Here is a 24,813-nt window from a genome sequence, read left to right as displayed (position 1 = left end):
ATGAGCGACCGCGAGGCTCAGCCCACGCGCATGGACACTTCGACGTCGTCGGTGAACGGCACAGAGAGGTAGCCCCGCCCCGGGTGGCGGACGCGGGCGACGTAGTCGGGGCAGGCGTCGGCGTTGTCGGCGACCACGAACGCGCTGGCGCGCAAGCGGCGCTCCAAGAGGCCCAGCACGTCCGCGTAGAGCGCCTTAGCGCCGTCGAGCAGCACGAGGTCGATCGTCTCGGGGAGATCGACGGACAGGGTCTGCAGCGCCTCGCCCTCGCGGAACTCCACGAGGTCGATGAGGCCGGCGGCCTTCAGATGCTCTCGCGCCCGGTCGACCTTGGTCGGCTCGAACTCGCAGGTGATGAGGCGACCACCCCCGTTGTCCCGCAGCGCCGCGGCGAGGTGGATCGTCGAGAGCCCGAACGAGGTGCCGAACTCGACGATGGTGCGCGCGCGCGCCCCACGGGACAGCATGTAGAGGAGCCGGCCCGTCTCGCGAGAGACGGCCAAGGGCATCCCCTGAAGGCGTTCGTAGAGGTCGCGATACTCCGTCCGGCTGCGCATTAGCCGGTCCTGCTCATCCTCGGACAAGCCGCCGAGCACGGCGTCGTAGCCCGTCCAGGAGGTCTCCGCCTCCGCGTACAGGCGGTCGAGGAGCGTGGTGACGGGGAGCGAGGTCAGGGTGGACATGGTTCGAAGCTCTCAGTGATGGGTGAGGTCGTGCGCGGTCCCGCGCACCGGCGGTCGCGGCAAGGGGAGACGGCAGGGGAAGGACGCGCGTCAGCGCGCGCCGGCCCGCCCGAGCGCGGGCAAAAGGCCGAGGGCCAGCACAGTCGCGAGGGCGCCGACGAGGAACGCGGCTGACACCCCGAACCACGCCGTGGCCAAGCCGACCATGGGGCCGGTCACGGCGAGCGCAATGTCGGCGAAGGCGATGAAGTTGCCTACCGCGCGTCCGCGCTGCTCGGGCGGCACGGCGCGCGTCGCCAGCACCCCCATGGCGGGGAACACAAGAGAGAACCCGAGCCCGGTCAGCGTGGCACCAAGGGCCGCGACGTCCGGCGCCGGTGCAGACCAGATCAGCGCCTGACCCAGTGCCTCGAACGTCAGCGAACCAGCAGCCACCCGGACCGCGCCCAAGCGGTCGGGCAGACCCGAGGCCACGAGACGTACGAGCACGTAGGCCGCGCCGAATCCGAAGAGCGCCGTGCCAGCCTGCACCCAGCCGTGCGCGGCGTAGGCCAGCACGAGGAACGCCGCCATGGTGGCGAAGGGGACGGTGGCCAGCGCCAGCACGAGGCCCGGACGCCAGATCAGGCCGAGCACGTGGTGGAACGGCACGCGCTGGCCCCCGGTCGCCGGCACCGGGGGAAGGCGGAGCGCGATGGCGTAGGCGACGAGCGGGGCGAGCGCTGCCACCGCGCCGACGCCGACCATGCCACCGGCCGACTGCAGGGCCAGCCCGAGGGGGGCGCCGAGCCCAAGAGCGGCGTAGATCGCGATTCCAACCCAGGACATGACCTTGCCGGTGCGCGCCGCGCCGACGCGCGAGATGCCCCAGCTCATCAGTCCGGTGAGGAACAGGCTCTCGCCCAGGCCCATCAGCAAGCGGCCGAGGCCGAGGAGCGCGAGGACGCCGCTCGGTGCGAGGGGGAGGAGGCCCGCGGCGGTGTAGAGCAGCCCAGACCCCGCCGCGACGGGGCAGCCGAGGAGAACGGCGTTGCGCGCGCCGCGACGATCGCTGAGCGTGCCGGACTGGTGCCTGGTCAGCAGGGTCGCCAGCGACTGAAGGCCGATGACCGCGCCGACGGTCGCGGCGCCGTAGCCCAGGCGTTCGCCGACCGCGATCGGGATGGCCGCGAGGGGCACGCCGACCGCGAGGAAGCCAAGGAAGACGGCCGCGACAACCGGCGCCAGCGCCGGAAGGGTGCCGATCTCGGAAGAACAAACAGAATGGGGGTGTGGGGATGCAGTCATACCGGTGCGCCTTACGGGCCGAGGCTTTCCCTGCTGGGATCCGCTCGGCGGAAGGACGCGTTGGATGACGGTAACGCCTACGGCAGCGCACCGAGGGTGACGCAGCGCCGCAAAATCTGGCACGCCGACCCTACCCCGTCAACACCTTAGCTGCAGCGTATCAACGGATGCTGTAATTTAATCGAACGAGTGGGCGCGCTGCTTGTGAGAGGCTAGATCGCCGCGGTTCACGTTCCACCATTCGTGCACGGTCCGCTTTATTGGGAACGTACCCAAGAGCAGACGAGCAACAATCCACCCAAAGCCGCCCTTCTAATAGCGACCCAACCCAGCCGATCAGGTGCACCAACACGATGCCCAAAAGCGGACCTAAGGCGGAACGCGCCGTTCGGGCACTCAGCCAGAAGGCGGGGCGTGGTAGCGGGACTGCCCAGACTTAAAAACATCCTCTCTTCGGCCTTGGCCGAAAAGGGCACGCCCATGGCGACCATCGCGGTGGCCGCTGCCAGTAAGCCTCTCGAGATCGTCATGGGCGCTGGTCTCAGTAGCCTGCGGCCGCGCCGGCGATGGCAGCCCCGAACAGGCCGAGGGCTGCACCTGCGGCAAGCGCGCCGGCGTCGGCTCCGTAGTAACCCGGAGCATAGTAGCCATAGCGGGGACCGTAGTAGCCCCGGTAGCCGTAGTGGCGATAAAAGCCCCGGTATCCCGCGAAGTGGCGGTAACCACCGCCGAAGCCACGCCCACCATGGAAGCCGCCGAAACCACGTCCACCGCCGTGGAAGCCACCACCATCACCACCGTGGAAGCCGCGCGCCTCGGCGACTGGAGCTGCTGCAAGGGACGGCGTGAGGGCAGCCGTGGCGGTGACGAAAAACTTCTTCATCTCTGCAATCCCCTGACCGATCTACGGTTTTGGTGCTGACGAGGAAGATGGCAGAGGCAACCTGAGATCACGTTTTCAAAATCACTAGAATTTGGGACGTCTTACCCGGGGCGATTGTGCGTTGCGCTGCATTTGCGTGCCTGGGATACCGCTGCGGACTGCAAGACATCTGAAAATTAGACGCAAAAAGGAAAGCAGCAAGGAAAAGCTGCACCAGCATCTCTGGTCCATTAACTGATTGACTTAGGTGCGTTCCTCTACCAAACGACAGATGATTAGAGTTTTTTAGTCAGAAACCATAATTTTTGATTTTAAAATATTGGCAACCAAGAAAGTTGGCCGGGTCATTAAGTTTGCGAGGGCCAGATACATCCGTCACATAGCCAATTTTCCGCTGAGTTTGTCAATGATCATGAAGCTGTTCAGCCAAGCCGGCGTTGCCCTTCTTCTGCTTTCATCCAGCGCTTCATCTCGGGCACTTACTTCGCCCAGTCCATACCAAATCGAGCTCCTATATCGTTCTATTGGTGCTCAGCCACCCGATTTTGATGCTTTAGCACGTGATAGTCAGCAGTTTCGTCAAGCTTCTGAGTTTGATCGTAGCTCCGTGCTTGGTGAGCAAACTCAGCGTCTACGGCGGGAGTATGAGTCCATGCGTGACGTTGATACTGTCACCTTGCGAGTTAGCGGCTCTTTCAATGAGTACGATTCGGCGAACGGTGGTTTCCCGTTAGACCTATTCCAGCCGAACATAGGGTTAAACTTTTATAGTCGCGCGCCGTACACAGTATCATTCGAAAATTACAAAGAGTTTTCGACTTGGAAGATCGAATCAACGGCGGCCAGAAAAACTCTGGCCGATCTTCGTAATAGCAGATCTGTTGTCTACGAGCTACAGGCTCGGCCTTTCGCAAACGATGCAGTTGGTGAGAACCGACTTCGGATGCAGGTACGCGAGGTTCGCATTCTCGATCCAAGAAACGGTAATGCCATTGCGGCGATGAAAAGCAATGAGGCTCTTCGCCCACTGTTGTCGGCCGCCAATGCGGCGCATGAAGATGTTCCCGCAGATAAAATGGAATTTCGTGGGCTTAAAATTGGTGATGATGAGTCGAAATATCTCGCATGGGTTAAGTCGAATTATGGATCGTACAGCTCTAAAAGCTTCGACAGCCTAGACCGTTTGAATCACCAATTTGCTCAAATAAAGGGCGTCGACATTGAAAATAGAATGTGGATGGGTAGCTCTCCACAAGTAATGGGAACCAATCTTAAGTGTCAAGCTGAGCTTGATGCTGAGCGGAATTGCGGAACTGTTATCCTGCAGCGTGAAACATCGGCTTCTCCTCGCAAAGTCACTACGATTATCGGCGTCCAAACGCTTGTCGGCGTTACGGAATCATCTGTTACAGATGCCCTTGTACGGAAATACGGGAACTACGTAGATAGTTTTGAGACCGTTGCTTCGATCAGCGGGCGTATGGAGGGATCGAATTATAGAGGTAAACAATTTGTATGGGGCAGGTCTTTTCAGGCTACAGATAAATTTGGTGCAACGAAGTACACTGATCAGAAGAGGAACTGGCCGATTGAAGCGTATTTACTTAATCCTGAGAAGGATATTTACGTCCTCATCGTTCAGTTGACGAGATCTCCGCTATCGGCGGTCGCCAACGCCGATAGCGGACCGAAGCTCTAAGCTCTCCACCACGCAAATGTTACGCGGCACCAGCGCTACGCGAGCTTACAGGCTTCGTAGCGCTGATAGCTTTGAGGGTATCCAAAAAGCCAACATATGTCATTACTTGTCTGCTGACGGGAAGGTGATCGTATGGAGCTGTAAGGCCGGCAGCGTAGCGCGCGTCCAAGCTGCCGTGAGTCAGCGGTGAGGGTGCCGCGTTTGGTGGTGAAGCGGCTCTATCAATTGGCCTGCCCCTATCCTGTGGCCCAAGTTCGAAGTTAGTGCATCGTCGGCTTGAGGGTCCCCCGGATCTTGGTCCGTCCGAAAGGTGAGCTTCCGGGTCTCATGAGGGTCCCCCGGATCTTGGTCCGTCCGAAAGGTGAGCTTCCGGGTCTCATTCGGCGGCCTGCAGGGCCGCCGCCAAGGCAAATTCCTGGGGCGTTCGCCACCCCAGGGCGGTGTGAGGTCGGCTCTCGTTGTACTGCCGCCGCCACGTCTCGATCTTGCTCCTGGCGTCGGCCAACGACAAGAACCAGTTCGCGTTCAGGCACTCGTCGCGCAGGCGGCCGTTGAACGACTCGACCAGGGCATTGTCGGTCGGCTTGCCAGGGCGCGAGAAGTCCAACGTGACACCGTTCTCGTAGGCCCAGCGGTCGAGTGCTTTCGAGACGAACTCAGGCCCGTTATCGACCTGAATCGCGCTCGGTGCTCCGCGCAGCAGTGCCAAGCGTCCGACGACAGCCACGACCTGCTCGCCTTTGATGCCTTGGTCGACCTCGATCGCCAGAGCCTCGCGCGTGAATGCATCGACGACCGTCAGGGCCCTCAGCCGGCGGCCGTCGAACAACGCGTCGGAGACGAAGTCCATCGACCACCGCTCGTTCGGCCGGAGCGCGGCAGGCTGACGCTCCCGGTGTGCCCCGCTGACGTGCCGGCGCGGCCGCTTGAGCCGCAGGCTCAGCCCCTCGTCCCGGTAGAGACGGTGAACCCTCTTATGGTTCACTCGCCAACCTTCCCGGCGCAGCAGGATGTAGATCCGGTAGTAGCCGTAGCGCACCCGGCTCTTGGCCAGATCGCAGATGCGCATCCGCAGCGGTGCCTGATCGGGTTTGGTCGAGCGGTAGCGGATGCTCGACCGGCCGACGCCGAGCGCGACGCAGCTGCGCCGCTCACTCACCCCGTGCGCCTCTTGAACCTGGTGCACGAGGTCGCGTCGCCGAGCAGGCGTCAGAGCTTTTTTGCAAGCACGTCCTGCAGGATGTGCTTGTCGAGGCTCAGATCGGCCACGAGCTGCTTGAGCTTGCGGTTCTCCTCCTCAAGCTGCTTCAGCCGCCGCAGTTCGCCCGTGCCCAAACCGCCATAAAGCTTCTTCCAGCGGTAGAATGTCTGCTCGGAGATGCCCATCCGGCGCAGTACCTCCGCGACCGGCGTCCCAGTCTCGGCCTGCTTCAGCGCAAAGGCGATCTGCTCTTCGGTGAACCTACTCTTCTTCACGGCTCCGCTCCTCCCGTCAGGGTCTCACAAAACCGGAAAACTCGCACTCAAGCCGGACCAAAGCGATGGGGGGACGTCAGGTCAGGGTCACTCTGGGATGCCATGCAGACACATCGCATCGGCCAGCGCCTCGATCACGCCCAGGCTGTTGATGCGCCGCGCCACCTTCAGCGCCAGGCAGGCGCGACTATACTCGTCGATCAGCGTCAGGATGCGCAGGCTTCGACCGTCATGGGTCTGGCCCTGGACGAAATCGAAGCTCCAGACGTGATTGCGATTGAGAGGCCGCAGCCGTACGCAGGAGCCATCGTTCAACCACAACCGGCTTCGCGGCCGATGCTTTTGCGGAACCTTGAGCCCCTCACGACGCCAGATCCGCTGAACCCGGTCCTTGCCCACCTGCCAGCCCGCTGCCTGCAGCAGCGCGGTGACGCGGCGGTAGCCGTAGCGCCCGTACTCGGACGCCAAGGCGATGATGGCGCGGGTCAGCGCATCCTCGTCAGCCGGTATCGTGGGCACGTAGCGTTGCGTGCCCCGGTGCTGGCCGACGATCCGGCAGGCGTGGCGCTCCGAGAGGCCGTACTTCTCCTGGATCGCGTCGACTGCCTGCCGGCGTCGCTCCGGGGCTACAAGTTTCCCGAGGCGACATCCGCCAGCACTTGCTTCTCCAGGGACAAGTCAGCCATGAGCCGGCGCAATCGCGCGTTCTCCCGCTCCAGATCCTTCATCTTCCTGGCTTGATCAATCTGCAGGCCGCCGTACTCCTTGCGCCAGCGATAGTAACTCTGCTCGGAGATCTCGGCCTCCTTGCAGGCCAGGGCCAAACACTTGCCCTGTGCCGTTTGAACCTCGATCTGGCGCAGCTTCAGAACCACCTGCTCCGCGTTCGTCTTCTGGCCTCGCCGCATGTCCAACTCCTTTGGTCCTGGCTGATCCTCTCAATCAGCCCGGTCCAAAGCCAGCCGGTCAGGTCAGCCCACCCGATGAGTGCCGACGCTCAACGGAGCGGAATGGTCCAATGTTTCCGGCCTGTTGGGCAACAACGGCCATCGTTCTTACGCCAGACTTCCGTATCAAACCCGACATTGTCGCCTCGGAACGTCACGTTGGACGCCGATTTGCCGGAAGGCCCTTGCACGTTGCGCACGAACCGCCAACCATTTGAATTCTTCCGGAAAATCGCGACCGCGAACTGCTCCGCGTTCCCAGTCGGATCGTTGACGTAGGTCGCGAAAGCCACCGCCGTGTCGCCCGAGGGGGCATATTTGACGAACACGTTGGCGTCGGGCCCGAATTCGCAACCTGCGTCATTTCCCTGACGATCGTAACATTGCAACGAACGATCGGTTGTGAACCACGTCTTCACGATGTTGGCTGCAGGCCCTTGCAGTGTATCTGCGATCGCTGACACAGGGGCGAGGAACACTAGCACCGCGGAAAGCAATACGCACTGTTTCACGGTTTTCTCCAGAAAACAGATGAATTTTGGGAATCATCAATATCAATTTGATCCCATTTTGTCTCAAATAGTAGAATTAGTCTGCGTCGTATAGCTTTCGCCCAACGGTCTCAGCTTTATCCGTTCCGCAACGGAACCTGTCCCGCGAAGCATCAGCGATCGCCGCCGCACGGGCATTTGCAGCGGGAAGAGCGCCATCGACATAACCCACATGGCAGCCACCGGCCACTGACAGGTGGGTGATGACCAAGACCGAACCGCGCGGTGTATGGACCCGATGGATGGCGGCGTAGGGAACGCCAGCCACACTTCGCCATTCCACCTTCTTGCCAATGCCATCGCCGGTGATGCGGGTCGCCGGTTGCCACTTCTGCGCCTCCGGTCCCGATCCATGGGTCAGGCCACCGATCATGCCAGCATCAAAGACGGTCAAGCTTCGCCCTTTAGGGCAGCGGCAGGTGTAGGTGCTGAGCTCGCTGTGTTCGACGAGCTGACGGCAATGCGAGCCGTGCGTGTCCGAGTACGTCACCTCAGCCGCCATAGTGCCGCCTGAGACGATGAGACCGCCACAGATCGCTGTCAGCAGGACCCATACGCGCACGAGAATGCTCCACCGGTACAAAAGCTGATGATCGATCGACTCAGTAATTTGCGACAGGAACGGATCTATCGCGATCGCGCCGTCTTTTTTATGGGCTGCTCGGCAACCCGGCGAAGATAATCGCGAAGGTAGCTATGAAGGAACCGTGGACCATGTTCGAGGTCGTAGTTGATCTCATTCAATTTCCAGCGATTATCCTCGTTGACAAACATATAAAGTTGTTTGTGACGTTGGATACCGACCGCTTGCGAGGTATCCAACACAGCTTCGATTTGAGCGCTGGTGCTATCGTCCGCCTCGGAGATCTTCGTGATGGAGTAGGTCGAGAAGCCGTCGTTTTGCTTGCCTGTGAACGGACTCGCATCGAAGACAGGCTCGCCGTGACTGGTGGCAAGGACCCAGTTTTTGGCCAGTTCTGCGGAGAGCAACCGCTTCATGGCTGGGTTTGATTCGGGAGCGAACAGGGCGTTCCAGCCGCCAAGACGATCGAAGCTGATCAAGTCCTTGAAGGCTTCTCGGGGTGTACCATTCGAGCGACGGGCTACCCGCGCCCGCATCTCGTCGGCGAAGGTCGGATGGCCCGGTTTGGCATTCGGGCCGCAGAGGGCGGCCCATTGAGCGGATGCGGTCGCTGCGCCGGACGCCATAAAATTGCCGAGCACTTTTCCATCGGAGCCACGCCACTTCGAGCGTTCTGACCCGTACGCATCCTCCTTAGACCATTCACCGGCATAGCGAAGAACATCGCCGCTCGTGTCCCTCAAGACGCCGGCCATGCAGTCGGCACTGGCGTGGACTGGCCCTGCATGGTCCGCCATCAGCCCGCGAGCACAATCTCGGATTTTTCTAGGTGAGCCGATGATGAAGCCCTCGCAGACTTCGCGCGCCTCCTCGACTCGGACCCGGCCCGTTGCCTGGGCATCGGCGGTGCCGAGCCCGCTCGAGGCGATGATCCGGGCAGCCGGCGTTCGGCTACCCAGGCTCAGATACATCTTTTCGTCCGCCTTGGATGCGGATGCAGAGCTCAGGCCGACAACAGCCACGGACGCGACCAGGAAGGTTCGTGAGATTGTCATCTGCCGGGCTTCTCAGTAACCAGCGGCCGCGCCAGCGATCGCGGCACCAAAGAGCCCGAGAGCGGCACCAGCAGCGAGAGCGCCAGCGTCAGCACCATAGTAACCCGGGCCATAGCCATAGCCGTAGCGCGGACCGTAGTAGCCCCGGTAGCCATAGTGGCGGTAGCCGCCGCGGTAGCCGCCAAAATGGCGATAGCCGCCACCGAATGCATGACCGCCGCCGAAGCCGCGACCACCATGGTAAACGCCGGAGCCGCGGCCACCGCCGTGGAAGCCTCCGCCACCGCCATGAAATCCGCGCGCTTCTGCCGACGGTGCTGCCGCAACCGTTAGCGTGAGGGCGGCCGTGGCCGCAGCAAGAAGCTTCTTCATGTCCGTATTCCCCTGCCTGGTCTCTCTCACCGGCGCGGAAGGAAAACTGCCAGACACAACCTGTGAAGGCGTCAGAAAAACCGATAAAATTTGATCCATCCGGGTACGACGAAGGCCAACGCCGCGACGCAGTTAAGGGGTCCTGTGCATTGAAAATTTTGATCCGTTCTCATTCAAGACGGTCATGTCGGGAACGGAAAGCCCCGCGCATCTCTCGATGGCAGGACGATCTCTGGTTTCGTTCAGGGCAAAGCAGGCTCGCCGTAGGTTCGATGCGCTCAGACTGACGCGCGTACGGTCTTTGGCTTGGCATTGCGCTCCCTCTGCTGGCCAGTCAGCCAGAAATGGTCCATCTGCCCCTCCCGCGGGAGCCGTGAGTCACCTCTGGCCCATCTACGCTACCGTTATGGGTCCGGACGCTAACACCCACAAACGCACCCGGTATCCCAGCACGAGAAAAACCCTATTACTCAGAGCTTTTTATAAGACCGTCGAGCAGCTCAAGAAAATCTTCACTGATCGAGGGCATCATCTGGCCGGTCTTCACAAACTTGTACGACCCGATGCTCAAACACTCCGTTCTCGCCTTGGTGACGCTCTTCGTCGGTGCTCTCTGCCTGCCAGCACTGGCCGTACCATCCTCGGACACGCCCGAGGCGGTCCTGCGCGCGATCGTGGCCTACGACCGCAAAGGCGGTGAAACCATCGTTTTGAATCGCACCACCGTCACACCGGTGATGAAGCGCCTGATCTCCACCGCTCTGGCCAGGGACTGGATCCGTTCCTGCGACGTCGGCGAGAACAATTTCGACGCCAATGCCTTTACCGGCCGGCCGAGCGATAGCTTCTCGACCTATTCGGACTTTCGCATCGTCTCAGAATCCGACACAGCGGTAACGATCGCTGCCACGCTCGTCTCTCAGAACGAGGACGGCCCGCGCCGCCACACGCAGCATTACCGGCTGATCAAGGAGGGCGGAGCGTGGCGGCTGGATGAAATCATCTACACCCCTGATGCGCCCAAGCCGAGCACCCTGCATGCCAGCGCGATCAACTGGATCGCCACGGAAGGTGCGGCGATCGCCGCCGCCCGCGCCAAGATGCTCGGCACCTACGAGCAGAAGACCCCCGCGCTAATGACCATGATCATCACCCAGGGCCGCGGCGACAGCGTGAAGGCCGAGATCAGTGTCGGCACCGACGGCTGCAGCGGTGGCATCGACATCATCGGAAAAATCCGCTTTGACGGCATGGTCGTGTTCACAAAGAAAACCTCCGTGACCACCTGCGAAATCGACGCAAGCTTCTCGAAAGACTATTGTAGCGTAAGCCTTAATGAATCGGGGTGCATGCCCTATCACGGATTTTCATGTGGCTTTGACGGTAAGGTAACCCGAACTAAATCTCCGGTCCGCTAGTACAGTCAAATCTAAGGAATTCGTCAGGCCGCGAAAATACAGCGCATGGGACACTATCGCATTGCGCTGGCTCATCCGCTTTGAGCTGCCGACATTTTTCTGATTAAATTGGGCAGCGCTCGGACAAAAATGTGAGGCGGCTGGTCGACGATCATGCCGTTTCGTCCATGCGCTGGTCTGCGATCGCACATAAAGCTTTCCCGGCCACGTCCGCCGCCTGCACTATCGCTTTGACTGTGGCGTCTGCAACCTTGAATGAGACGACGCAACCGGCGAACATCCCCGTCAAACGGGGGACGGTATGGCCTGGCTCGGTACGCGCGGTTTCTGGCATGTCGTTGTGTTGGCCACGACCATCGGCTCCGCCTCCGCGCAGGTGACGCCGCTCGACATCTTTGGGGGCCTGCTCGGCGCAGCCCAGGGTCAGGCGGCACGCGAAGCGTGGTCCCGCCTGCCCGCCACGGACCGATCTTGCCTGGACCGAGCGCTGGCGCGGCGAAATTCCGACATCGCCGGACTGATCCAACGCGGCATCGGTCCGGACGACGGCCGGCTTGGCGGCCTGTTCACCGAATGCCGACGCTTCACCGAACCGAACCTGCGTCGCGGCTTCAGCTGCACGGCCCCGGACGAAAATAATTGGTCGGTCGCGACCACATGCAATCAGTCCTTCGCCTATCGCGATAGCGACAATCACATCCACGCCGTCGAGCCGCGCGAGGCGATCGACCTACATTTCTCAGGCACGCGGATCTTCGTCGCCGACGTAGAAACCAGCGAAGCCCGTGAGATGCGCCAGGCGCGCGCCGAGGCCCAGGGACGCTCCGAGCAGCTTCAGGTGCTCAAGGGATCGCTCGCGAACTATCAGCGCGACGCCTCCCCTGTCGTCCGGGCCGAGGTTGCCCGGATCCAGGGCCGGATCGATCAACAGATCAATGCCCGGACCGGGCCTTCAGCGCCAGACACGGATGCGATCGGCCGCGAGATCAGCAACCTCAGCGCGCTGTCCCAGGCCGAGGCCGTACGTGTAGCTTCCCTCGATCGGATGAGCGGCTTGCGCGCCCAGGCCGAGGCCCGCACGAAGACCGAGACGCCCGAGGCCCTGCGCAAGCGCCTGGGCGAGTTGCGCCGCGAGGCCCTCGCTGTGGCCGAGCCGCCGCGCGTGATCCAACCGGTGAAGCCAGCCTCCGGACCGCGCGATCTCGGTCCCTCTTTCGACTGCGAGCGCGCAAACACGCCGCTTCCTATCCTGATCTGCGAGGATGCTGGGCTGCGACGCATCGATCTCGAGATGGCGCGGACGTTCTATGCGCTTCGCCACCTCAAGCCCGACGCCGGCGCTGAGCTCAAGGCCGATTCAAACGATCTCATCAAACGGACGATCGACGCCTGCCGTGTTCCTGAGACGGGCAAGGTGACGGCAGCGCTCCGCGCTAAAGCCGTCCCCTGCATTGCGGCCTCGTATAAGCGCCAGAAGGACACTTGGGCGGCGCGGGTGAACCGTGAGGGTCCGACGTCTGCGAGACAGGAACTCGATCGACCGATCGAGGAGCACGTGCGGTTGCAGGAGGCCCTGCTCAACGCCGGTCATCTGCCTGCGGACGCCACCGCCGACGGCGTCTACGGCAGCATCACGCGCCGAGGCATCACAGCGTTCGCCGACGCCGAGGGCCTTACCGGCGATGGCTTTCTCAGCAATGCGATCGCCAGCCGGCTCGGTCGTGGGTCGTCCTCCGCTCCAAGTGTCGCCATCGTAACGGATCCGAGCCTGCCCATGCGTATCGACGCGGTCGCGCGGCGGTACGAAAGCTATCTCTCGGATCTTGGTGTCGACGAGCGGGATCGCGCGACACGCCAGCAGGCGCAGCGCAACCTCGATGAGCAACGCAAACGCGTCGAGACGCTCCTGACCGGACCCGTACCGGACGACCTTCGCCCGGAATTGGCTGTGTTGCTCCAGCAGGCCCAGGGGGCCTCCCCGCAGGACGTACCGCGGCTTGCCGAGACCATTCAGCAGCGATTTTCGCAGATCGAACCAAGGGTCCGCGAGGCCGAGGCGGTCCAGCGTGCCGTCACCGACAAAAATCGGTTCCTTGTCGAAGGCGAGGCCGGCGACATCGTGCTGCTCTACAACAGCTCGCCGCGGGCGGTCGCGGTGGTGCGCGGTCTCGACGGCAACCTCGTCTTCGATCCCGAACGCACGGTGGCCTGCGCCCTCCCCGAAGCGCCGGCCGACCGCATTGCCCTGGAGCAGCTAACCGCAAAGGCGCGCAGCCTCGGGGCTCCGGTAAAGGAGACGCTGGCTCCCTGCTCGAGCGCGCAACAGCAGAGCGCTGACCTCATCGCCTTCGAGCGCGGCGGCTTGCGTGCCAATGCCAGCCTGTTCGGCACCATCGCCTCAGCCGTCGACACGGGCGTCTACGGCCTTGCCGGAACGGTCCTGAAATCTGACATCGAGGCCGAGCGGCAAGCCGAAGGGATCCGCGCCGCTGAAGCCGAGACCGAGGTCGCCCGCGGGACTTCGGACGGCCTCACCGTGCTCGCCTTCAGCAACGGCTCACGCACGATCTGTCGGATCGCGGCCGGCGATAAAGCACTTCACGATCAGGTTCTGCAGCCCTTCGAGGGCTTGCTGAAGGCCGAGCTCCGCGGGGCGACGACCATGGTGTCGGCCACGGCCGACGGGGCCTTCCTATCGATCAAGCGGGGGCAATGTGGAGCCGTCCTTGGCACCGCCAAAGATTTGGCTCTTCTCGTCAAAGGGCTGGCACGGGACGGCCTGACCTTCCGCTACCTGCCGATCTGGATCGCACCGGACACGGTCGCCAAGGCCCAGGCCGCGCTAACCAATCAAGACGCCACCAAGCGCCGCGAGCGCGAAGAGGACGAGCGTCGGCGCGAGCGCGACCAGGCCGAGCGCAGCCGCAGCGCGCTCGTCGAGCGCCTGAAGCGGGATCAGAGTGAAGCGGAGACCACCCTGAAAGGCGGCATCCCACAGGACCTTCAGACCTTCCTGGGTGGCTTCGTTGCCGAGGTCGCCGGGATCACGGCCGAAACGCCTGATGCCCGCCTGAAGGAGCTCACCGAAGCTTACGCTGGGAAACGTGCTCGCATCGACGAGGCGGCACGGCTCGCACGAGCGGTCACCGCCAAGAGCCGCTTCCTGATCGAAGGCGGCCGCGGCGACCTCATCGTGTTGTATAACGACAGCGGCAAGGCCCCGTCGGTGGTGCGCAACCTGCGCGGCGAACTCGTTTTTGAGGACGGGCGCGCTGCCGCTTGCCTGTTCCATGCACCGCTGTCGGACGTGTTCCTGAACCGACAGATCCGCGACCGGAGCGCAGCACTCGGAGCTAAGCTCGCCTTGCCACTCGCGACCTGCGGCGCAAACGACCTCGCGAAGCAAGATCTGATCTTTGCCGAGCGCGAACGCCTTCTGCGCGAGCCGGTCGACCGGATGATCACCCTGGTCGAGGCCGTGAACGGGAACCTGTTTGCGCGGCTCGAGGTCATCGACGCGGCCGCGCTTGCAAATGCCAAGCAAGCCGAGGCCGCCAAGGCCAATGAGGTTGAGGCGCGCGTCCGTGGTCGCACCGGGAACGGCTTTGGTCTCGTTGTCGGACCGAACACGTCGAGTGCCCTGTGCCAGGTCACGACGGACGCCGCGGAGGCACACGCGGCCATCCTCAGCCGGCTGGCAGATCGCATCGGCGATGAGCTGCCGAGCACACCCGTCATTACGCCAACCTCAGCCGACGGTGCGTTCATTGCGGTGAAGCGCGGCGAGTGCGGTGCCGTCTACGCTTCGACGGTGGATCTCGCCACGCTGACCGAGGCCATGACCCGGGATAGTCTCAACTATCGCTTTCTGCCGCTCTGGATCGAGCCGGCCGAGGTGGCCCAGACCAGGGCCGGAATCGAGCAGGACAAGACGCGTAGCGCCGAGCAGATCTTCGCGCGCCAACGCGAGTTGGAGGAGCGGAAGAAGCTCGATCGGGAAAAGGAAAAAGCGGAAAGCGCCCGGCGTGACGTGCAGGAACGAGACCTCCGTAAGCAATATGACGAACGTGCCCGCTTCTTCGAGCAGACCTTCGGTGACGAGGCCCGGAGCTTTGCCACCGGCGAGCAGCCGGCCGGCTTCTTCGAACGGTACCCGAGGCTGGCCCGGCATTACGCGGCCCAGCGCGACGATCGCTGGGAGTTCATGTCGATCGAGACCCGCATCCTCGACTACGGCACCTCACTCTACAAGAACCGCCCCCTGGAGACGGCGCTGGTCACCACGCGGGTCAGGATGCGCAACCGCATCAAGGGGGAATATCAGGACGTCTGCTACGTCACTGGATATGTAAACGACGCCGAGTTCAGCGTCACACGCGATCCCTTCGGTGAGGTCTGCGATGACGTTGGACCCAAGCTAGCTCGGTACAAACAGAACGAGCATTTCACCAGCCGGTGGATCGTTCAGTAAAGCTTGCATTGTGGAAGCAGGCCCTGCGCGACGCACGTGGCCTGCTGCCATTCAACGGTTTAGTTTTCACAGTACTGAGCCGCTCACTGCGTAATAAAACGGCGATAAACTGCTCTCCTATCGCGTCTCTCCCACTAACAAAGTGCCCCCATCAGCGCCCGCGCCAAGCCTTCCATGAAGACATGAGTGCGAGGATTGCGATGGGAATTGCACCGATACCAGGAAAGATGCTCGCGAACGACTGACGGGGATAACCGCCTATCATTGATCCGAATGCGCGCTGTGCGTCGTTAATTTGGCCGATGGCGCTAATGATTGCATATGCAACGAAGGCCAGGAACCCACAGGCGAGCGCAGCGGCGGCGATGTCGACAACCCGTGTCCACGGGCGGGCGGCATCTACGGCAGGAACGATGAGTGTAGCCGCGAAGGCGGCGGGCAGCAGGTAAGCGAAAGACCCCGCAACGAGTACGTTGCTCAAACCCACGCTGGTGGTAATACCGAAGCTACTCGCGACCGCCACCGGAAGCGCCAGCGTCGCCAACGCCAGAGCGATGTTGACTGATCGCATTTTGAGGCCGGGGACGCCCTGTAGAGAAGAAGGCAGAATTTGCGCAGTAGCCGCGTTACTCATGATCGTTCCTATCCACAGTGGTCCTAGCCGCCACGGGAATGATCCTAAATTCAAAATTTGAAAGCCATCCCAAATCAATCTATAAAATTATTCCTATCCCACATCTGTCCAAATGCCTGATACCATGATCGAAAATCATCAAAAATATCACCTTTAATTACTTAAATATCTTTACACGTCTCGAAAGCAGACCGGCAAAAATCCACCCAATTCGGTCGTAGAGCGGACCGGCGGGTCCCGACCCAACCTCGACATCGCGGGTGCTTCGCCTCGTTCCGGAAAGCAGACGCTCGGCGTGCGTCATATATCGGCTTCGCCCTCGCCCGCGTTGTTTGCCGTCAGTCGGGTGCGCAATACGCTCAGCACGCGAAGGGTGGTACCCAGTTCGTCTGAGGATAGACCCGTCGCCAATTCGTCAGCGGCCGGGTCCCAGGATCGGATCGCGTTGTCGTAGGCACGCTTGCCCGCCTCGGTCAGCACGACCAGTTGCGCCCGCTTGTGGTGCGGATTGTCTTGGAACTGGAGCAGGCCTTCCCGCGCAAGCTCGTTGACGATGCGCTGGACGTTCTGCCGGTTCGCCCCAAGGTCGCGGGCGAGCCATGCCACCGGCTGCGGTCGGTCGGCGTAGGCGATGGCCCCCATGACCTGCCAGCGGGCGCTCGTCAGGCCGAAGGGTCGAACCAACCGGTCGCCCCAGACGAGTGTAGCGTTGTTCACGCGGAAGAGCGTGAGGATGAGATCCGTCAGCGTTTCGGCCGAGGGCGTTCTACGAGGCATACGTGAACCTTGTTGACACCATAATGTCGATCTGCGAGCTTTGACATCACGATGCCATTTTGGCTTCGTTGTGACAAGGAACTCGACATGCCTAGGTTTGTGGAAATGGACGCGACCATCACGCTCGCAGACCAATTACGTGACGACACGAACGGTCCGGTGGTGCTGATCAATACGCTCGTCGTCCCACCCGGGGATGCCGACACGCTGCTGAAGGCTTGGAGCCGCGATGCCGAGGTCATGAAGCGTCAGCCGGGCTTCATCTCGACCCAGCTTCATCGAGGTACAGCCGGCAGCGGCACGTTCTTGAACTATGCGATCTGGCAATCCGTGGCGCACTTCCGGGAAGCCTTCGCAAACCCCGAGTTCAGAGCGCAGCTCGGAGCCTATCCAGACAACGTGACAGCGAGCCCGCACCTATTCCGCAAGGTGGAGGTTCCCGGCATCTGTACGGCATGAACTGCCAAGGTACCCTGCTGCCTCGCCAAGATGGGAGATGCTGATGTACTGGTTCTCGATGGGTGTCGCGCTGCTGGCCGCGATCGGCATCATCGCCATCGGCTTCATGTACCTCGCCAATCCGCGGGGGGCGACACAAAGCTTTGGTCTACCGCTGCCCGAGGCGGGGGCAAACGTCGCGTGGTGGCTACGCCTTAAGGGCGTGCGCGACGTTGTCTCCGGGCTCGTGGTGCTGGCCGTAATGGCGTGGGACGGGCCGCGCATGGTTGGGATCGTCCTCCTGGTGGAAGCTCTGATCCCGGCTGGCGACATGTCGCTCGTCCTCGCGGCCCGAGGCTCGGCCGGCAGGGCACTCGGCATCCACGGGGTCACGGCTGCGCTGATGATCGCCGGCGCCGTCCCCCTAATCCTGGGCGCGGGGTGACACGCTTGCCGCCCATCCGAACGGCGCGATCTTCGTGCCTCGTGCTGCAGTACCCAAGGAGATCCGACCATGTCGAAGCGCGAAGCCGTGTCGCCCGCCGCCCGTCATGCGCTCTACGACGCGCACCGCTACTCCGCCGCCATCCGCTCGGGGGATCTGCTCTTCGTCTCCGGCCAGGTCGGTAGCCGTGAGGATGGCTCGCCCGAGCCGACGTTCGAGGCCCAAGTCCGGCGTGCGTTCGCTAACCTGCGCACCGTCCTCGCGGCGGCGGGATGCACCTTCGACGACGTGGTGGACGTCACCACCTTCCACACCGACCCGGAAGCGCAGTTTGCGACGATTATGGCGGTGCGCGATGCTGAGATCGGAGCGCCCCCCTACCCGAATTGGACGGCTGTCGGCGTGACATGGCTGGCCGGCTTCGACTTCGAGATTAAGGTCATCGCGCGTATCCCCATGCCTCCGGCGTGAGACCTCTACGATGCACCGCCACTGTCGGCAGGCCGCGACACGTGGTGGAAGGGCGCGATGTCCGCTCCGGCACCTTGGTCGCCCATAAGCGGACCGTCTCAGTTCCACCCCGAGCAGCCATCCCGCTTCCAACCCCAACTCGGGCATCCGTCGGACTGCCGGGATCACCTGAAAGCGGTCATGTTATCATATCGGGAGGTTCAGCCCGTCGGGCGGTGTGGAGGTCTCAGAATGGATTGCGTCATTCGTCCTGCGAGCTTCGGCGATGCGGATGGCATCAGTCGGGTTATTATCGCGGCGCTACGTGACACCAATGCCAAGGACTACTCCGAAGCAGTGATTGCCCGCGTGGAGTAAATCTTCTTCCCTGTGGCAGTGTCCGAGCTGCTGTCGCGTCGGCTCGTGTTTGTTGCTCCCGATCAAACCACCATCGTCGGCAAGGCAAGCTTGTATGATAGGGTGGTGCGGACGGTCTTCGTCGATCTTATATTCCAGGGCTATGGTATTTTCCAGGGTCCTGATAGCTCGGATCGAGAGAGCTGCCGTGGAGAAGGGGGGCGCTGTGCTGGCAGTGCCTTCATCTGTCACGGCCGAGCCATTCTATGCAAAGCTTGGATTCATCCCGGTGCGGGACAGCTACCACGGTGAGAAGCGGAACATTGTGATGAAGCGCCAAGCCAATTGCGCAGACCTCGGCAAGTGGATCGAACCGCTTAGCGGCATGAGTCGCAAAAGCCAGTCCAGTCAGGCAAGCTCAATCTTAGAATAGCTTCAGATTTGAAGCGCTCTAAGTGTGTGATTTACATCACGTTTCTGACTTGCCACATTATTCTTGAACCGAGATGAGTTCGGCGTTGCGCCGATCCAGGCGCGAGTCAGCGTGCGCCATGCCTCACTGTTCTGCCTTTCTCACCGTACTCATGACCACAACCGCTCTGGTTGGGAATGCGATGGCGCAGGACGCTGCCGTTCAGCTTGACCAGCTCTCAGTCGAGGCGGTGGTACCGGGCAACGTGACCTCGTCATCCGGCTCCGGCGGGCTGAATCTCAGCGCTGGCGACGGTGGCACCGCGGCGACGAGCGGCGGCGGCGGCGGACCATCCGGTATCACCGGCTACACCGCCCGGGTCGCTACGGCCGCGACCAAAACCAACACCCCGCTGATCGAGGTTCCGCAATCGGTCTCCGTCGTCACCCGCGAGCAGCTCAACGATCGCAACGTCCAGACCTTCAGCGACGCCATCAACTACGTTCCAGGTGCCATCTCCGCCCGCTCAGGCTTCGACTCGCGATTCGACCAGATCTTCATCCGCGGCTTTGACGTACTCACGAACCAGGGCATCTATCGCGACGGCCTGCGCGTGATCGGCAGCGGCTTCGCCTACCCGAAGAGCGAGCCCTACGGTGCCGAGGCGCTGACGATCCTCCGTGGGCCAGCATCGGGCCTTTACGGACTCGGCTCACCCGGCGGCATCCTCGACATCACGAGCAAGCGCCCCGTCTTCGTGCCGTTCGGCGAGGTGCAGTTTCAGGCCGGCAGCTTCGACCGCTTCCAGGGCAACTTCGATGTCGGCGGCCCACTCGCTGGGTCCGACGGAACGATGGCTTACCGCCTGACAGGCGTACGCCGCGAAGCCGGCTCGTTTATCGGTCTTGGCACAAACGACGACCAGTTCAACATCGCCCCGGCCTTCACCTGGAAGCCCTCGGCCGACACCACTTTCACCTTCCTGAGCGAGTTCCAGATTACCAACACGCCGGCGACGACGTTCTTCTACAACGACCCCGGGTTCCGTGCGACGAACTTCTACATGGGCGATCCGCGCTTCGCGGGCCTCGACCAAACTCAGTACCGGGTCGGCTACGCCTTCGAGCATAAATTCACGCCTGACCTGATCTTCCGCCAGAATTTTCGTAACTACGGCCTGAACTTGAACGCAAAGTACGTGGATATCACGTCCATCAACGCCGAGCGTACCATCGCTGCACGCGACAACGGATATCTCCGCGCCGGACTCGTCCAACAGACCCTAGACAATCAGATCGAGGCGCACTTCGTTACAGGCCCGGTCGCCCACACGGTAGTTGGCGGCGTCGATTACGCCCGCTACAGCCTGACCACCCGCTTCGGTTCCTTTTACGACGACAACGTCGCAGTACCGGACCTGAACCTCGTCACGCGCAACTATGGGCAGCAGTTCATCGCCACGCCAGCCCTCGGAGCGGCGGCGCGCCAAACCCAGGACCAAGTCGGCATCTACCTGCAGGATCAGGCGAAGTTCGGCAATTTCATCCTCACCGTGAACGGACGGTACGATCAGGTCTTCCAGGACACCCGATCCTCGCCCGACACCGCGGTCTCGCGACAGGACAACAACGCTTTCACCGGCCGCGTCGGCCTCGGCTACGTGCTCGCGCCGGGCCTCGTGCCGTATGCCAGCTACGCCACAACCTTTACGCCGCAGGTCGGCCTCGACCGGAACGGCCAAGCGTTCAAGCCGGCCACTGGCGATCAGATCGAAGCCGGCGTGAAGTACCTGATCCCCGGTACCAGCATCCAGACGGCGTTCGCCGGCTTCGAGATCAACCAATCCAGCATCCTGATCCCCGACGCGACGAACATCCTGTTCCAGACCGCGGGCGGCTCGGTGCGCTCCCGTGGCTTCGAGGCCGAGGCCACCGCCAACCTCGCGCCGGGCACGAACCTGACTGTCGCCTACACGCATGTCGACCTCCGGTTCGTGAATGCGATCGCCTCGACCGGGGACTCGATCAACGGCAACCGAGTCTCCGGCATCCCCGGCGACACATATGCCTCGTTCCTGACCTACGCCTTCCCGCCATCCTCACTTCTGCGCGGCCTCCAGCTTGGCGGCGGCATCCGCTACATCGATTCGAGCTACGCGGACGATCTCAACACGGTACGCAACACCGCCGTGACGCTCTACGACGCACTGGTCGCCTACGACTTCGCCGCCCTCGACCCGCGATACAATGGGTTCCGTGTACAGGTGAACGGCTACAACATTTTTGATCGCAACTTCCAGACCTGCTCGTTCGGATTTTGTAATCGCAACCAGCCAACTACCGTCATCGGAAGCCTGATCTACCGCTGGTAGCGTGCGCCTCTCGATCCGACGACCTGCCACACCAGTGGGGGGAGCGCATGCTTCGATCCCTCCGTAGACACGATCGAGCAACAAATTTCGACGTATCAGCGTCTTCATATCCATAATACGCTAGATTGTAACTATTTAAGATAAAGAATTGGATTTTTACTGTTTGTGACCTAACGCCTATGCTAGCCGAGTCTTGCCGAGGCACGATGCGGGTGCGACGATGATGAGCCGAGGACTGGTTTCGAAAGCGGGCACGGTCTCGTTTGCACGATCGGTTTGTGCGAACGCCGAGAGGCCGTGGAGCTTCGCGGCGGTGGAGCGCAATCGCGAGCGCTATCTCGCCGGCGCCCGGCGGATCTTGGGCTGCGCCGCGCAGGCCGAGGACGTGGTGCAGGACGTGATGCTCCGGCTCGCCGCGGATCCGCCTTCGATCAGCGCCGGCTCCGAGAGCGCCTATGTCGGTCGCATGGTACGCAACCTCGCCATCGACCGTGCACGCCGCGAACGCTTCGAGCGCCGCACCTTCATGCCCCTAGACCTCACGGAGGCTGGCCTGTCATTGGAGGCGGCGACGCCCGAGAACGTGACTGTCTCGCGCGAGTCGCTGCGGCAGGTGGAGGCGGCGGTGGCCGAGCTGCCAGAGCCCGCGCGCACCGCCTTCAGGCTGCACCGGTTCGAGGGCGTACCGCAGACCATCGTCGCTGCCCGGCTCGGGGTCTCACGCGCGCTGGTGTGCGGGCTCGTGCGCCGCGGCCACCTGCACTGCCTCGCGGCGCTCGACCGCCGCTGTGCCGGATGTCCGGCCGGTACCCGCGCCGGCGCGCAGCCACGCCATCAGCAGAGCGAGCCCCAGCGCGTCGGCGACGAACTCGGCCGCGACCCGGCTTGCGAGCACGCCGTCGTAGCCGAGGAATCGCGGCAGGATCAGCAGCGGCGGGATCAGGGCGAGCCCTTGCGCCGCGAGCGACACCGCGGCCGCCCGCCGCGGCGCGCCGATCGCCTGGAACAGGGTCGCCGCAACCAGCTGTAGCCCGATCGGCACGAAGGCCACTGCGAAGGCGGCGAGCGCTCGCGCGCCTTCGAGGGCGGTGGCCGGATCATGCGCGAACAGGCTTGCGAGCGGCCCGGCGAATGCGAGCATCGCTGCGCCAACGACCACACCGTAGACGAGCGAGGCGGCCACGACGAAGCCGAGCGCGCGGTGAAGCCGGTCGTGCCGGCCCGCGCCGCTGGCATGGCCGAACACCGCCTGAGCGCCAGCCATCATGCCGAGTAGCGGCAGGGCCGCGACCATGGCGAGGCGCAGGGCAAGCCCCTGCGCGGCTACAACTGCGTCGCCGTAGGGGGCGGCGGCCTCGACGAACAGAGCCATGGCAAAGGCGGCGAGCAGGCTCGAGCCCGTGACCGGCAGAGACAGCCATAGGGTCTGCCCAAGGAGGTCCGACCTGATCCTGCCGCCCCATGGCATCCGGAATCGCACCCGGTCGGGCCCGCGCGCGGCAGCGAAGTGGACGAGATAGACCAGGGCACCCGCGGCCTGCGAGCCGACCGCCGCCCAGCCCGCTCCCGCGGTGCCGAGCCCCACCACCCGGATGAACAGCCAGTCGAGCACGATGTTGAGGCCAAAGCTTCCGACCATCACCGCGCCGCTCAAGGCGGCATGGCCCTGCGCCCGCACCACGAAGCCGCCGACGATCATCACCAGCATCAGCGCGGTGCCGACCGTCGCTAGCGCGGTGTAGGGGGCGGCCGCCGCGGCCAGTGTCGGATCGGCGCCGAGCAGCCCGAGCCAGGCAGGGGTGTCGGCCAGGATCACCGCGCTCAGCATGAAGCCTGCGGGCAGACTGAGCCAAAAGCCGAGAGAGGCGGCCTCGTCGACGAGGCCGCGATCGCCGAGGCCGAGCGCCCGTGAGATCAGCGAGGCGGCGGCGATACCAGCGCCGTAGCCCAGCGCGGCGACCAGCAACGTTACCGGATAGGCGATGGCGATGGTGGCGATGGCCGAAGCCCCGAGATCGGCGACGAACCACGCATTGACTAGCATCTGCAGAGAGTGAGCCGAGATACCGAGGATCGCCGGCCCCGACAGGCGCAGCACCAGGGCGACGACCCGGTCGCCGTCGAGGTCGATTGGGCGGCGGCCGATTCTCGTCATCGTGCACCCATGGCGGGCCGGATCGCGGCGCGCGCCGCCTGCTCGTCGGCGAGAATCGTTTGCGCGATCGCTTCGGCCCGAATGGGAAGGATCGAGAGCAGAGTCTCTGTGAGACCATGGCTCGGCTCGCTCACCCCCTGCAGGTGCAGGCTCACCCGCGGTTCGCACGGTCCCAGCGGTAGGCGATAGTGCCGGTCGACGGTCTCTGAACTCATGAAGGGTCGCAGAGGGTCGAGGGCCGCCGGCACCGCCGCGCGCTCGTAGCCGGTGGCGCAGATCACCGCAGCATAGCTCTGCGTCTCCTCGGTGCCGGCGACTTCGTCGTAGAGTGTAGCGTGAAGGCCGTCGGCATCGCTGGAGAGCGCGGTTACATGGGTGCCGCGGCGCAGGCGGTAGCGCGTCTCGCCGCGAACCTCCTGATCGTAGAGCGTAGCGTAGAAGGACTGGATCAGGTCGGCATCGACCACCGCATAGTTGGTCGCGCGATGCGCGGCCAGCAGGTCCGCCCGCACCGTTTCCGGCGCGTCGTGGACCCGATCGACGGCGGCCGGATCGAAGATCTCGTTGACGAAGGGGCTGTCGTCGGCGGGTTTCAGGGCCGGCCCGCGGATCGCGAGGTCGACGAGCGCCCGCGGGTAGCGCTCGCCGGCGTCCGTTGCGATTTCGACGGCGCTCTGGCCGGCACCGACCACGAGGATGCGCAGCTGCCCGCCGTCGAGACGCGGGGGCCCAAGCGCGGCGGCGATCCCCGGCAGGTACCATGAGGAGTGAATCAGGCGCGGGTCTTCGCGCAAGGAGGCGAACGGCGAAGGGATCGCTGGGTCGCCGCCGGCCGCCATCACGAGGTGGCGGCAGCGCCGCCGTCGAATCGTGCCGTCGGCGTCGCGCGCGGCGATCACGAAGGCGGCGAGCCGGCCGTCGCGGGTCTCAGGCTCCACCGCCTCAACGGTCTCTCCATAGGCGACGATGTCCGAAAAGTGGTCGGCTGCCCAGGCGAGGTAGTCGTTGTACTCGATCCGCGAGGGGTTGAACGTCTTCAGGTTGAGGAAGGCGTTGAGCCGTCCCTTCACGTGCAGGTAGTTGATGAAGCTGAACGGGCTCGTAGGATCGCGCAGCGACACGAGATCCTTGACGAAGCTGATCTGCATGTCGGCGCCGGGCAGCATCATCGCCCGGTGCCAGCCGAAGCTCTGCTGCCGTTCGAGGAAGCGTAGGCTCGGTCGCACCGTGCCGTCGCGCATCGCGTCCTGCAGGGCGATGGCGAGGGAGAGATTGGCCGGCCCGAAGCCGATGCCGATGATGTCGTCCGTGGTGGGTTGATCCGTCATGGGGGTCTCAGGCTGCGTTGC

The 24,813-nt window shown here is 63.1% G+C and carries 19 protein-coding genes and 2 pseudogenes; 8 read left to right on the top strand and 13 right to left on the bottom strand.

The window, feature by feature from the left end; translation table 11 throughout:
• Positions 1-17: 17 nt before the first annotated feature.
• The 3 genes from ACFZ8E_RS02600 to ACFZ8E_RS02590 all read right to left on the bottom strand — a co-directional run bounded on the left by ACFZ8E_RS02600 (position 18) and on the right by ACFZ8E_RS02590 (position 2,853).
• Complete coding sequence (locus tag ACFZ8E_RS02600; RefSeq protein ID WP_405041913.1) at positions 18-683, bottom strand: O-methyltransferase; 666 nt, start codon at positions 681-683, stop codon at positions 18-20.
• Between the two features lie 90 nt (positions 684-773).
• On the bottom strand, positions 774-1,970 hold the full coding sequence (locus ACFZ8E_RS02595; RefSeq protein ID WP_405041912.1) for an MFS transporter: 1,197 nt from the start codon (positions 1,968-1,970) through the stop codon (positions 774-776).
• Positions 1,971-2,511: 541 nt separating this feature from the next.
• A complete protein-coding gene (locus ACFZ8E_RS02590; RefSeq protein WP_405041911.1) occupies positions 2,512-2,853 on the bottom strand; it encodes a hypothetical protein in 342 nt (113 codons plus the stop codon).
• Between the two features lie 406 nt (positions 2,854-3,259).
• Here ACFZ8E_RS02590 and ACFZ8E_RS02585 point away from each other — a divergent pair, with 406 nt between their 5' ends.
• Positions 3,260-4,552 (top strand): hypothetical protein, encoded by a 1,293-nt coding sequence (locus tag ACFZ8E_RS02585; RefSeq protein ID WP_405041910.1) that lies wholly within the window; start codon positions 3,260-3,262, stop codon positions 4,550-4,552.
• A 376-nt stretch (positions 4,553-4,928) separates the two neighbouring features.
• Here the strand turns inward: ACFZ8E_RS02585 and ACFZ8E_RS02580 are convergent.
• From ACFZ8E_RS02580 to ACFZ8E_RS02555, 6 genes and pseudogenes are all read right to left on the bottom strand, one after another.
• Positions 4,929-6,028, bottom strand: a protein-coding gene (locus tag ACFZ8E_RS02580) for an IS3 family transposase (RefSeq protein ID WP_405041909.1) whose coding sequence is annotated in 2 segments (ribosomal slippage) — positions 4,929-5,776 and positions 5,776-6,028 — 1,101 coding nt in all. Because the reading frame shifts where the segments join, the coding sequence is not laid out codon by codon here.
• A 90-nt stretch (positions 6,029-6,118) separates the two neighbouring features.
• Positions 6,119-6,936 (bottom strand): annotated as a pseudogene (locus ACFZ8E_RS02575) (IS3 family transposase); the annotation flags it as partial.
• Positions 6,937-7,025: 89 nt separating this feature from the next.
• Complete coding sequence (locus ACFZ8E_RS02570) at positions 7,026-7,487, bottom strand: hypothetical protein (protein ID WP_405041908.1); 462 nt, start codon at positions 7,485-7,487, stop codon at positions 7,026-7,028.
• Between the two features lie 76 nt (positions 7,488-7,563).
• Entirely contained in the window at positions 7,564-8,088 is a 525-nt protein-coding gene (locus tag ACFZ8E_RS02565) for a hypothetical protein (RefSeq protein WP_405041907.1), read from the bottom strand.
• 65 nt (positions 8,089-8,153) lie between these two features.
• Complete coding sequence (locus tag ACFZ8E_RS02560) at positions 8,154-9,164, bottom strand: hypothetical protein (RefSeq protein WP_405044460.1); 1,011 nt, start codon at positions 9,162-9,164, stop codon at positions 8,154-8,156.
• Positions 9,165-9,176: 12 nt separating this feature from the next.
• On the bottom strand, positions 9,177-9,536 hold the full coding sequence (locus ACFZ8E_RS02555) for a hypothetical protein (RefSeq protein ID WP_405041906.1): 360 nt from the start codon (positions 9,534-9,536) through the stop codon (positions 9,177-9,179).
• Positions 9,537-10,099: 563 nt separating this feature from the next.
• Here ACFZ8E_RS02555 and ACFZ8E_RS02550 point away from each other — a divergent pair.
• Both ACFZ8E_RS02550 and ACFZ8E_RS02545 read left to right on the top strand, forming a co-directional pair.
• Complete coding sequence (locus ACFZ8E_RS02550; protein WP_405041905.1) at positions 10,100-10,954, top strand: hypothetical protein; 855 nt, start codon at positions 10,100-10,102, stop codon at positions 10,952-10,954.
• A 301-nt stretch (positions 10,955-11,255) separates the two neighbouring features.
• Complete coding sequence (locus ACFZ8E_RS02545) at positions 11,256-15,425, top strand: hypothetical protein (RefSeq protein ID WP_405041904.1); 4,170 nt, start codon at positions 11,256-11,258, stop codon at positions 15,423-15,425.
• A 151-nt stretch (positions 15,426-15,576) separates the two neighbouring features.
• On the opposite strand, the gene ACFZ8E_RS02540 is transcribed toward ACFZ8E_RS02545, so the two are convergent.
• The gene (locus tag ACFZ8E_RS02540; protein WP_405041903.1) at positions 15,577-16,059 is read right to left on the bottom strand and encodes a hypothetical protein; all 483 of its coding nucleotides are present in this window, start codon (positions 16,057-16,059) and stop codon (positions 15,577-15,579) included.
• A gap of 300 nt (positions 16,060-16,359) precedes the next feature.
• Positions 16,360-16,836: a MarR family winged helix-turn-helix transcriptional regulator gene (locus ACFZ8E_RS02535; RefSeq protein ID WP_405041902.1), complete on the bottom strand. Its 477-nt coding sequence runs from the start codon at positions 16,834-16,836 to the stop codon at positions 16,360-16,362.
• Between the two features lie 87 nt (positions 16,837-16,923).
• Here ACFZ8E_RS02535 and ACFZ8E_RS02530 point away from each other — a divergent pair, with 87 nt between their 5' ends.
• From ACFZ8E_RS02530 to ACFZ8E_RS02510, 5 genes and pseudogenes are all read left to right on the top strand, one after another.
• Positions 16,924-17,295 (top strand): antibiotic biosynthesis monooxygenase family protein, encoded by a 372-nt coding sequence (locus ACFZ8E_RS02530; protein WP_405041901.1) that lies wholly within the window; start codon positions 16,924-16,926, stop codon positions 17,293-17,295.
• Positions 17,296-17,338: 43 nt separating this feature from the next.
• Complete coding sequence (locus tag ACFZ8E_RS02525; RefSeq protein WP_405044312.1) at positions 17,339-17,719, top strand: DUF4267 domain-containing protein; 381 nt, start codon at positions 17,339-17,341, stop codon at positions 17,717-17,719.
• A 69-nt stretch (positions 17,720-17,788) separates the two neighbouring features.
• Positions 17,789-18,190 carry a RidA family protein gene (locus tag ACFZ8E_RS02520; RefSeq protein WP_405041900.1) on the top strand — a complete coding sequence of 134 codons (402 nt, stop codon included), beginning with the start codon at positions 17,789-17,791 and terminating at the stop codon, positions 18,188-18,190.
• Between the two features lie 950 nt (positions 18,191-19,140).
• Positions 19,141-21,309 carry a TonB-dependent siderophore receptor gene (locus tag ACFZ8E_RS02515; RefSeq protein ID WP_405041899.1) on the top strand — a complete coding sequence of 723 codons (2,169 nt, stop codon included), beginning with the start codon at positions 19,141-19,143 and terminating at the stop codon, positions 21,307-21,309.
• Positions 21,310-21,529: 220 nt separating this feature from the next.
• A pseudogene (locus ACFZ8E_RS02510) lies at positions 21,530-22,003 on the top strand (sigma-70 family RNA polymerase sigma factor); the annotation flags it as partial.
• 24 nt (positions 22,004-22,027) lie between these two features.
• Here the strand turns inward: ACFZ8E_RS02510 and ACFZ8E_RS02505 are convergent.
• On the bottom strand, positions 22,028-23,464 hold the full coding sequence (locus tag ACFZ8E_RS02505) for an MATE family efflux transporter (RefSeq protein WP_405041898.1): 1,437 nt from the start codon (positions 23,462-23,464) through the stop codon (positions 22,028-22,030).
• Positions 23,461-24,792: a lysine N(6)-hydroxylase/L-ornithine N(5)-oxygenase family protein gene (locus tag ACFZ8E_RS02500; RefSeq protein ID WP_405041897.1), complete on the bottom strand. Its 1,332-nt coding sequence runs from the start codon at positions 24,790-24,792 to the stop codon at positions 23,461-23,463. Before ACFZ8E_RS02500 ends, ACFZ8E_RS02505 begins: the two co-directional genes overlap by 4 nt.
• Positions 24,793-24,813 lie beyond the last annotated feature (21 nt).

The organism is Methylobacterium sp. HMF5984, from assembly GCF_045033435.1.
Lineage (GTDB): Bacteria > Pseudomonadota > Alphaproteobacteria > Rhizobiales > Beijerinckiaceae > Methylobacterium.
The sequence above is the reverse complement of the archived record's forward strand: the minus strand, read 5'-3'. Positions and strand labels throughout refer to the sequence as shown.

What these genes read in the sequence shown, in the direction of transcription:
- ACFZ8E_RS02600 (WP_405041913.1), bottom strand. Translation starts at nt 683, where the DNA reads ATGTCCACCCTGACCTCGCTCCCCGTCACCACGCTCCTCGACCGCCTG.
- ACFZ8E_RS02595 (WP_405041912.1), bottom strand. Translation starts at nt 1,970, where the DNA reads ATGACTGCATCCCCACACCCCCATTCTGTTTGTTCTTCCGAGATCGGC.
- ACFZ8E_RS02590 (WP_405041911.1), bottom strand. Translation starts at nt 2,853, where the DNA reads ATGAAGAAGTTTTTCGTCACCGCCACGGCTGCCCTCACGCCGTCCCTT.
- ACFZ8E_RS02585 (WP_405041910.1), top strand. Translation starts at nt 3,260, where the DNA reads ATGATCATGAAGCTGTTCAGCCAAGCCGGCGTTGCCCTTCTTCTGCTT.
- ACFZ8E_RS02560 (WP_405044460.1), bottom strand. Translation starts at nt 9,164, where the DNA reads ATGACAATCTCACGAACCTTCCTGGTCGCGTCCGTGGCTGTTGTCGGC.
- ACFZ8E_RS02555 (WP_405041906.1), bottom strand. Translation starts at nt 9,536, where the DNA reads ATGAAGAAGCTTCTTGCTGCGGCCACGGCCGCCCTCACGCTAACGGTT.
- ACFZ8E_RS02550 (WP_405041905.1), top strand. Translation starts at nt 10,100, where the DNA reads ATGCTCAAACACTCCGTTCTCGCCTTGGTGACGCTCTTCGTCGGTGCT.
- ACFZ8E_RS02545 (WP_405041904.1), top strand. Translation starts at nt 11,256, where the DNA reads ATGGCCTGGCTCGGTACGCGCGGTTTCTGGCATGTCGTTGTGTTGGCC.
- ACFZ8E_RS02540 (WP_405041903.1), bottom strand. Translation starts at nt 16,059, where the DNA reads ATGAGTAACGCGGCTACTGCGCAAATTCTGCCTTCTTCTCTACAGGGC.
- ACFZ8E_RS02535 (WP_405041902.1), bottom strand. Translation starts at nt 16,836, where the DNA reads ATGCCTCGTAGAACGCCCTCGGCCGAAACGCTGACGGATCTCATCCTC.
- ACFZ8E_RS02530 (WP_405041901.1), top strand. Translation starts at nt 16,924, where the DNA reads ATGCCTAGGTTTGTGGAAATGGACGCGACCATCACGCTCGCAGACCAA.
- ACFZ8E_RS02525 (WP_405044312.1), top strand. Translation starts at nt 17,339, where the DNA reads ATGTACTGGTTCTCGATGGGTGTCGCGCTGCTGGCCGCGATCGGCATC.
- ACFZ8E_RS02520 (WP_405041900.1), top strand. Translation starts at nt 17,789, where the DNA reads ATGTCGAAGCGCGAAGCCGTGTCGCCCGCCGCCCGTCATGCGCTCTAC.
- ACFZ8E_RS02515 (WP_405041899.1), top strand. Translation starts at nt 19,141, where the DNA reads ATGGCGCAGGACGCTGCCGTTCAGCTTGACCAGCTCTCAGTCGAGGCG.
- ACFZ8E_RS02505 (WP_405041898.1), bottom strand. Translation starts at nt 23,464, where the DNA reads ATGACGAGAATCGGCCGCCGCCCAATCGACCTCGACGGCGACCGGGTC.
- ACFZ8E_RS02500 (WP_405041897.1), bottom strand. Translation starts at nt 24,792, where the DNA reads ATGACGGATCAACCCACCACGGACGACATCATCGGCATCGGCTTCGGG.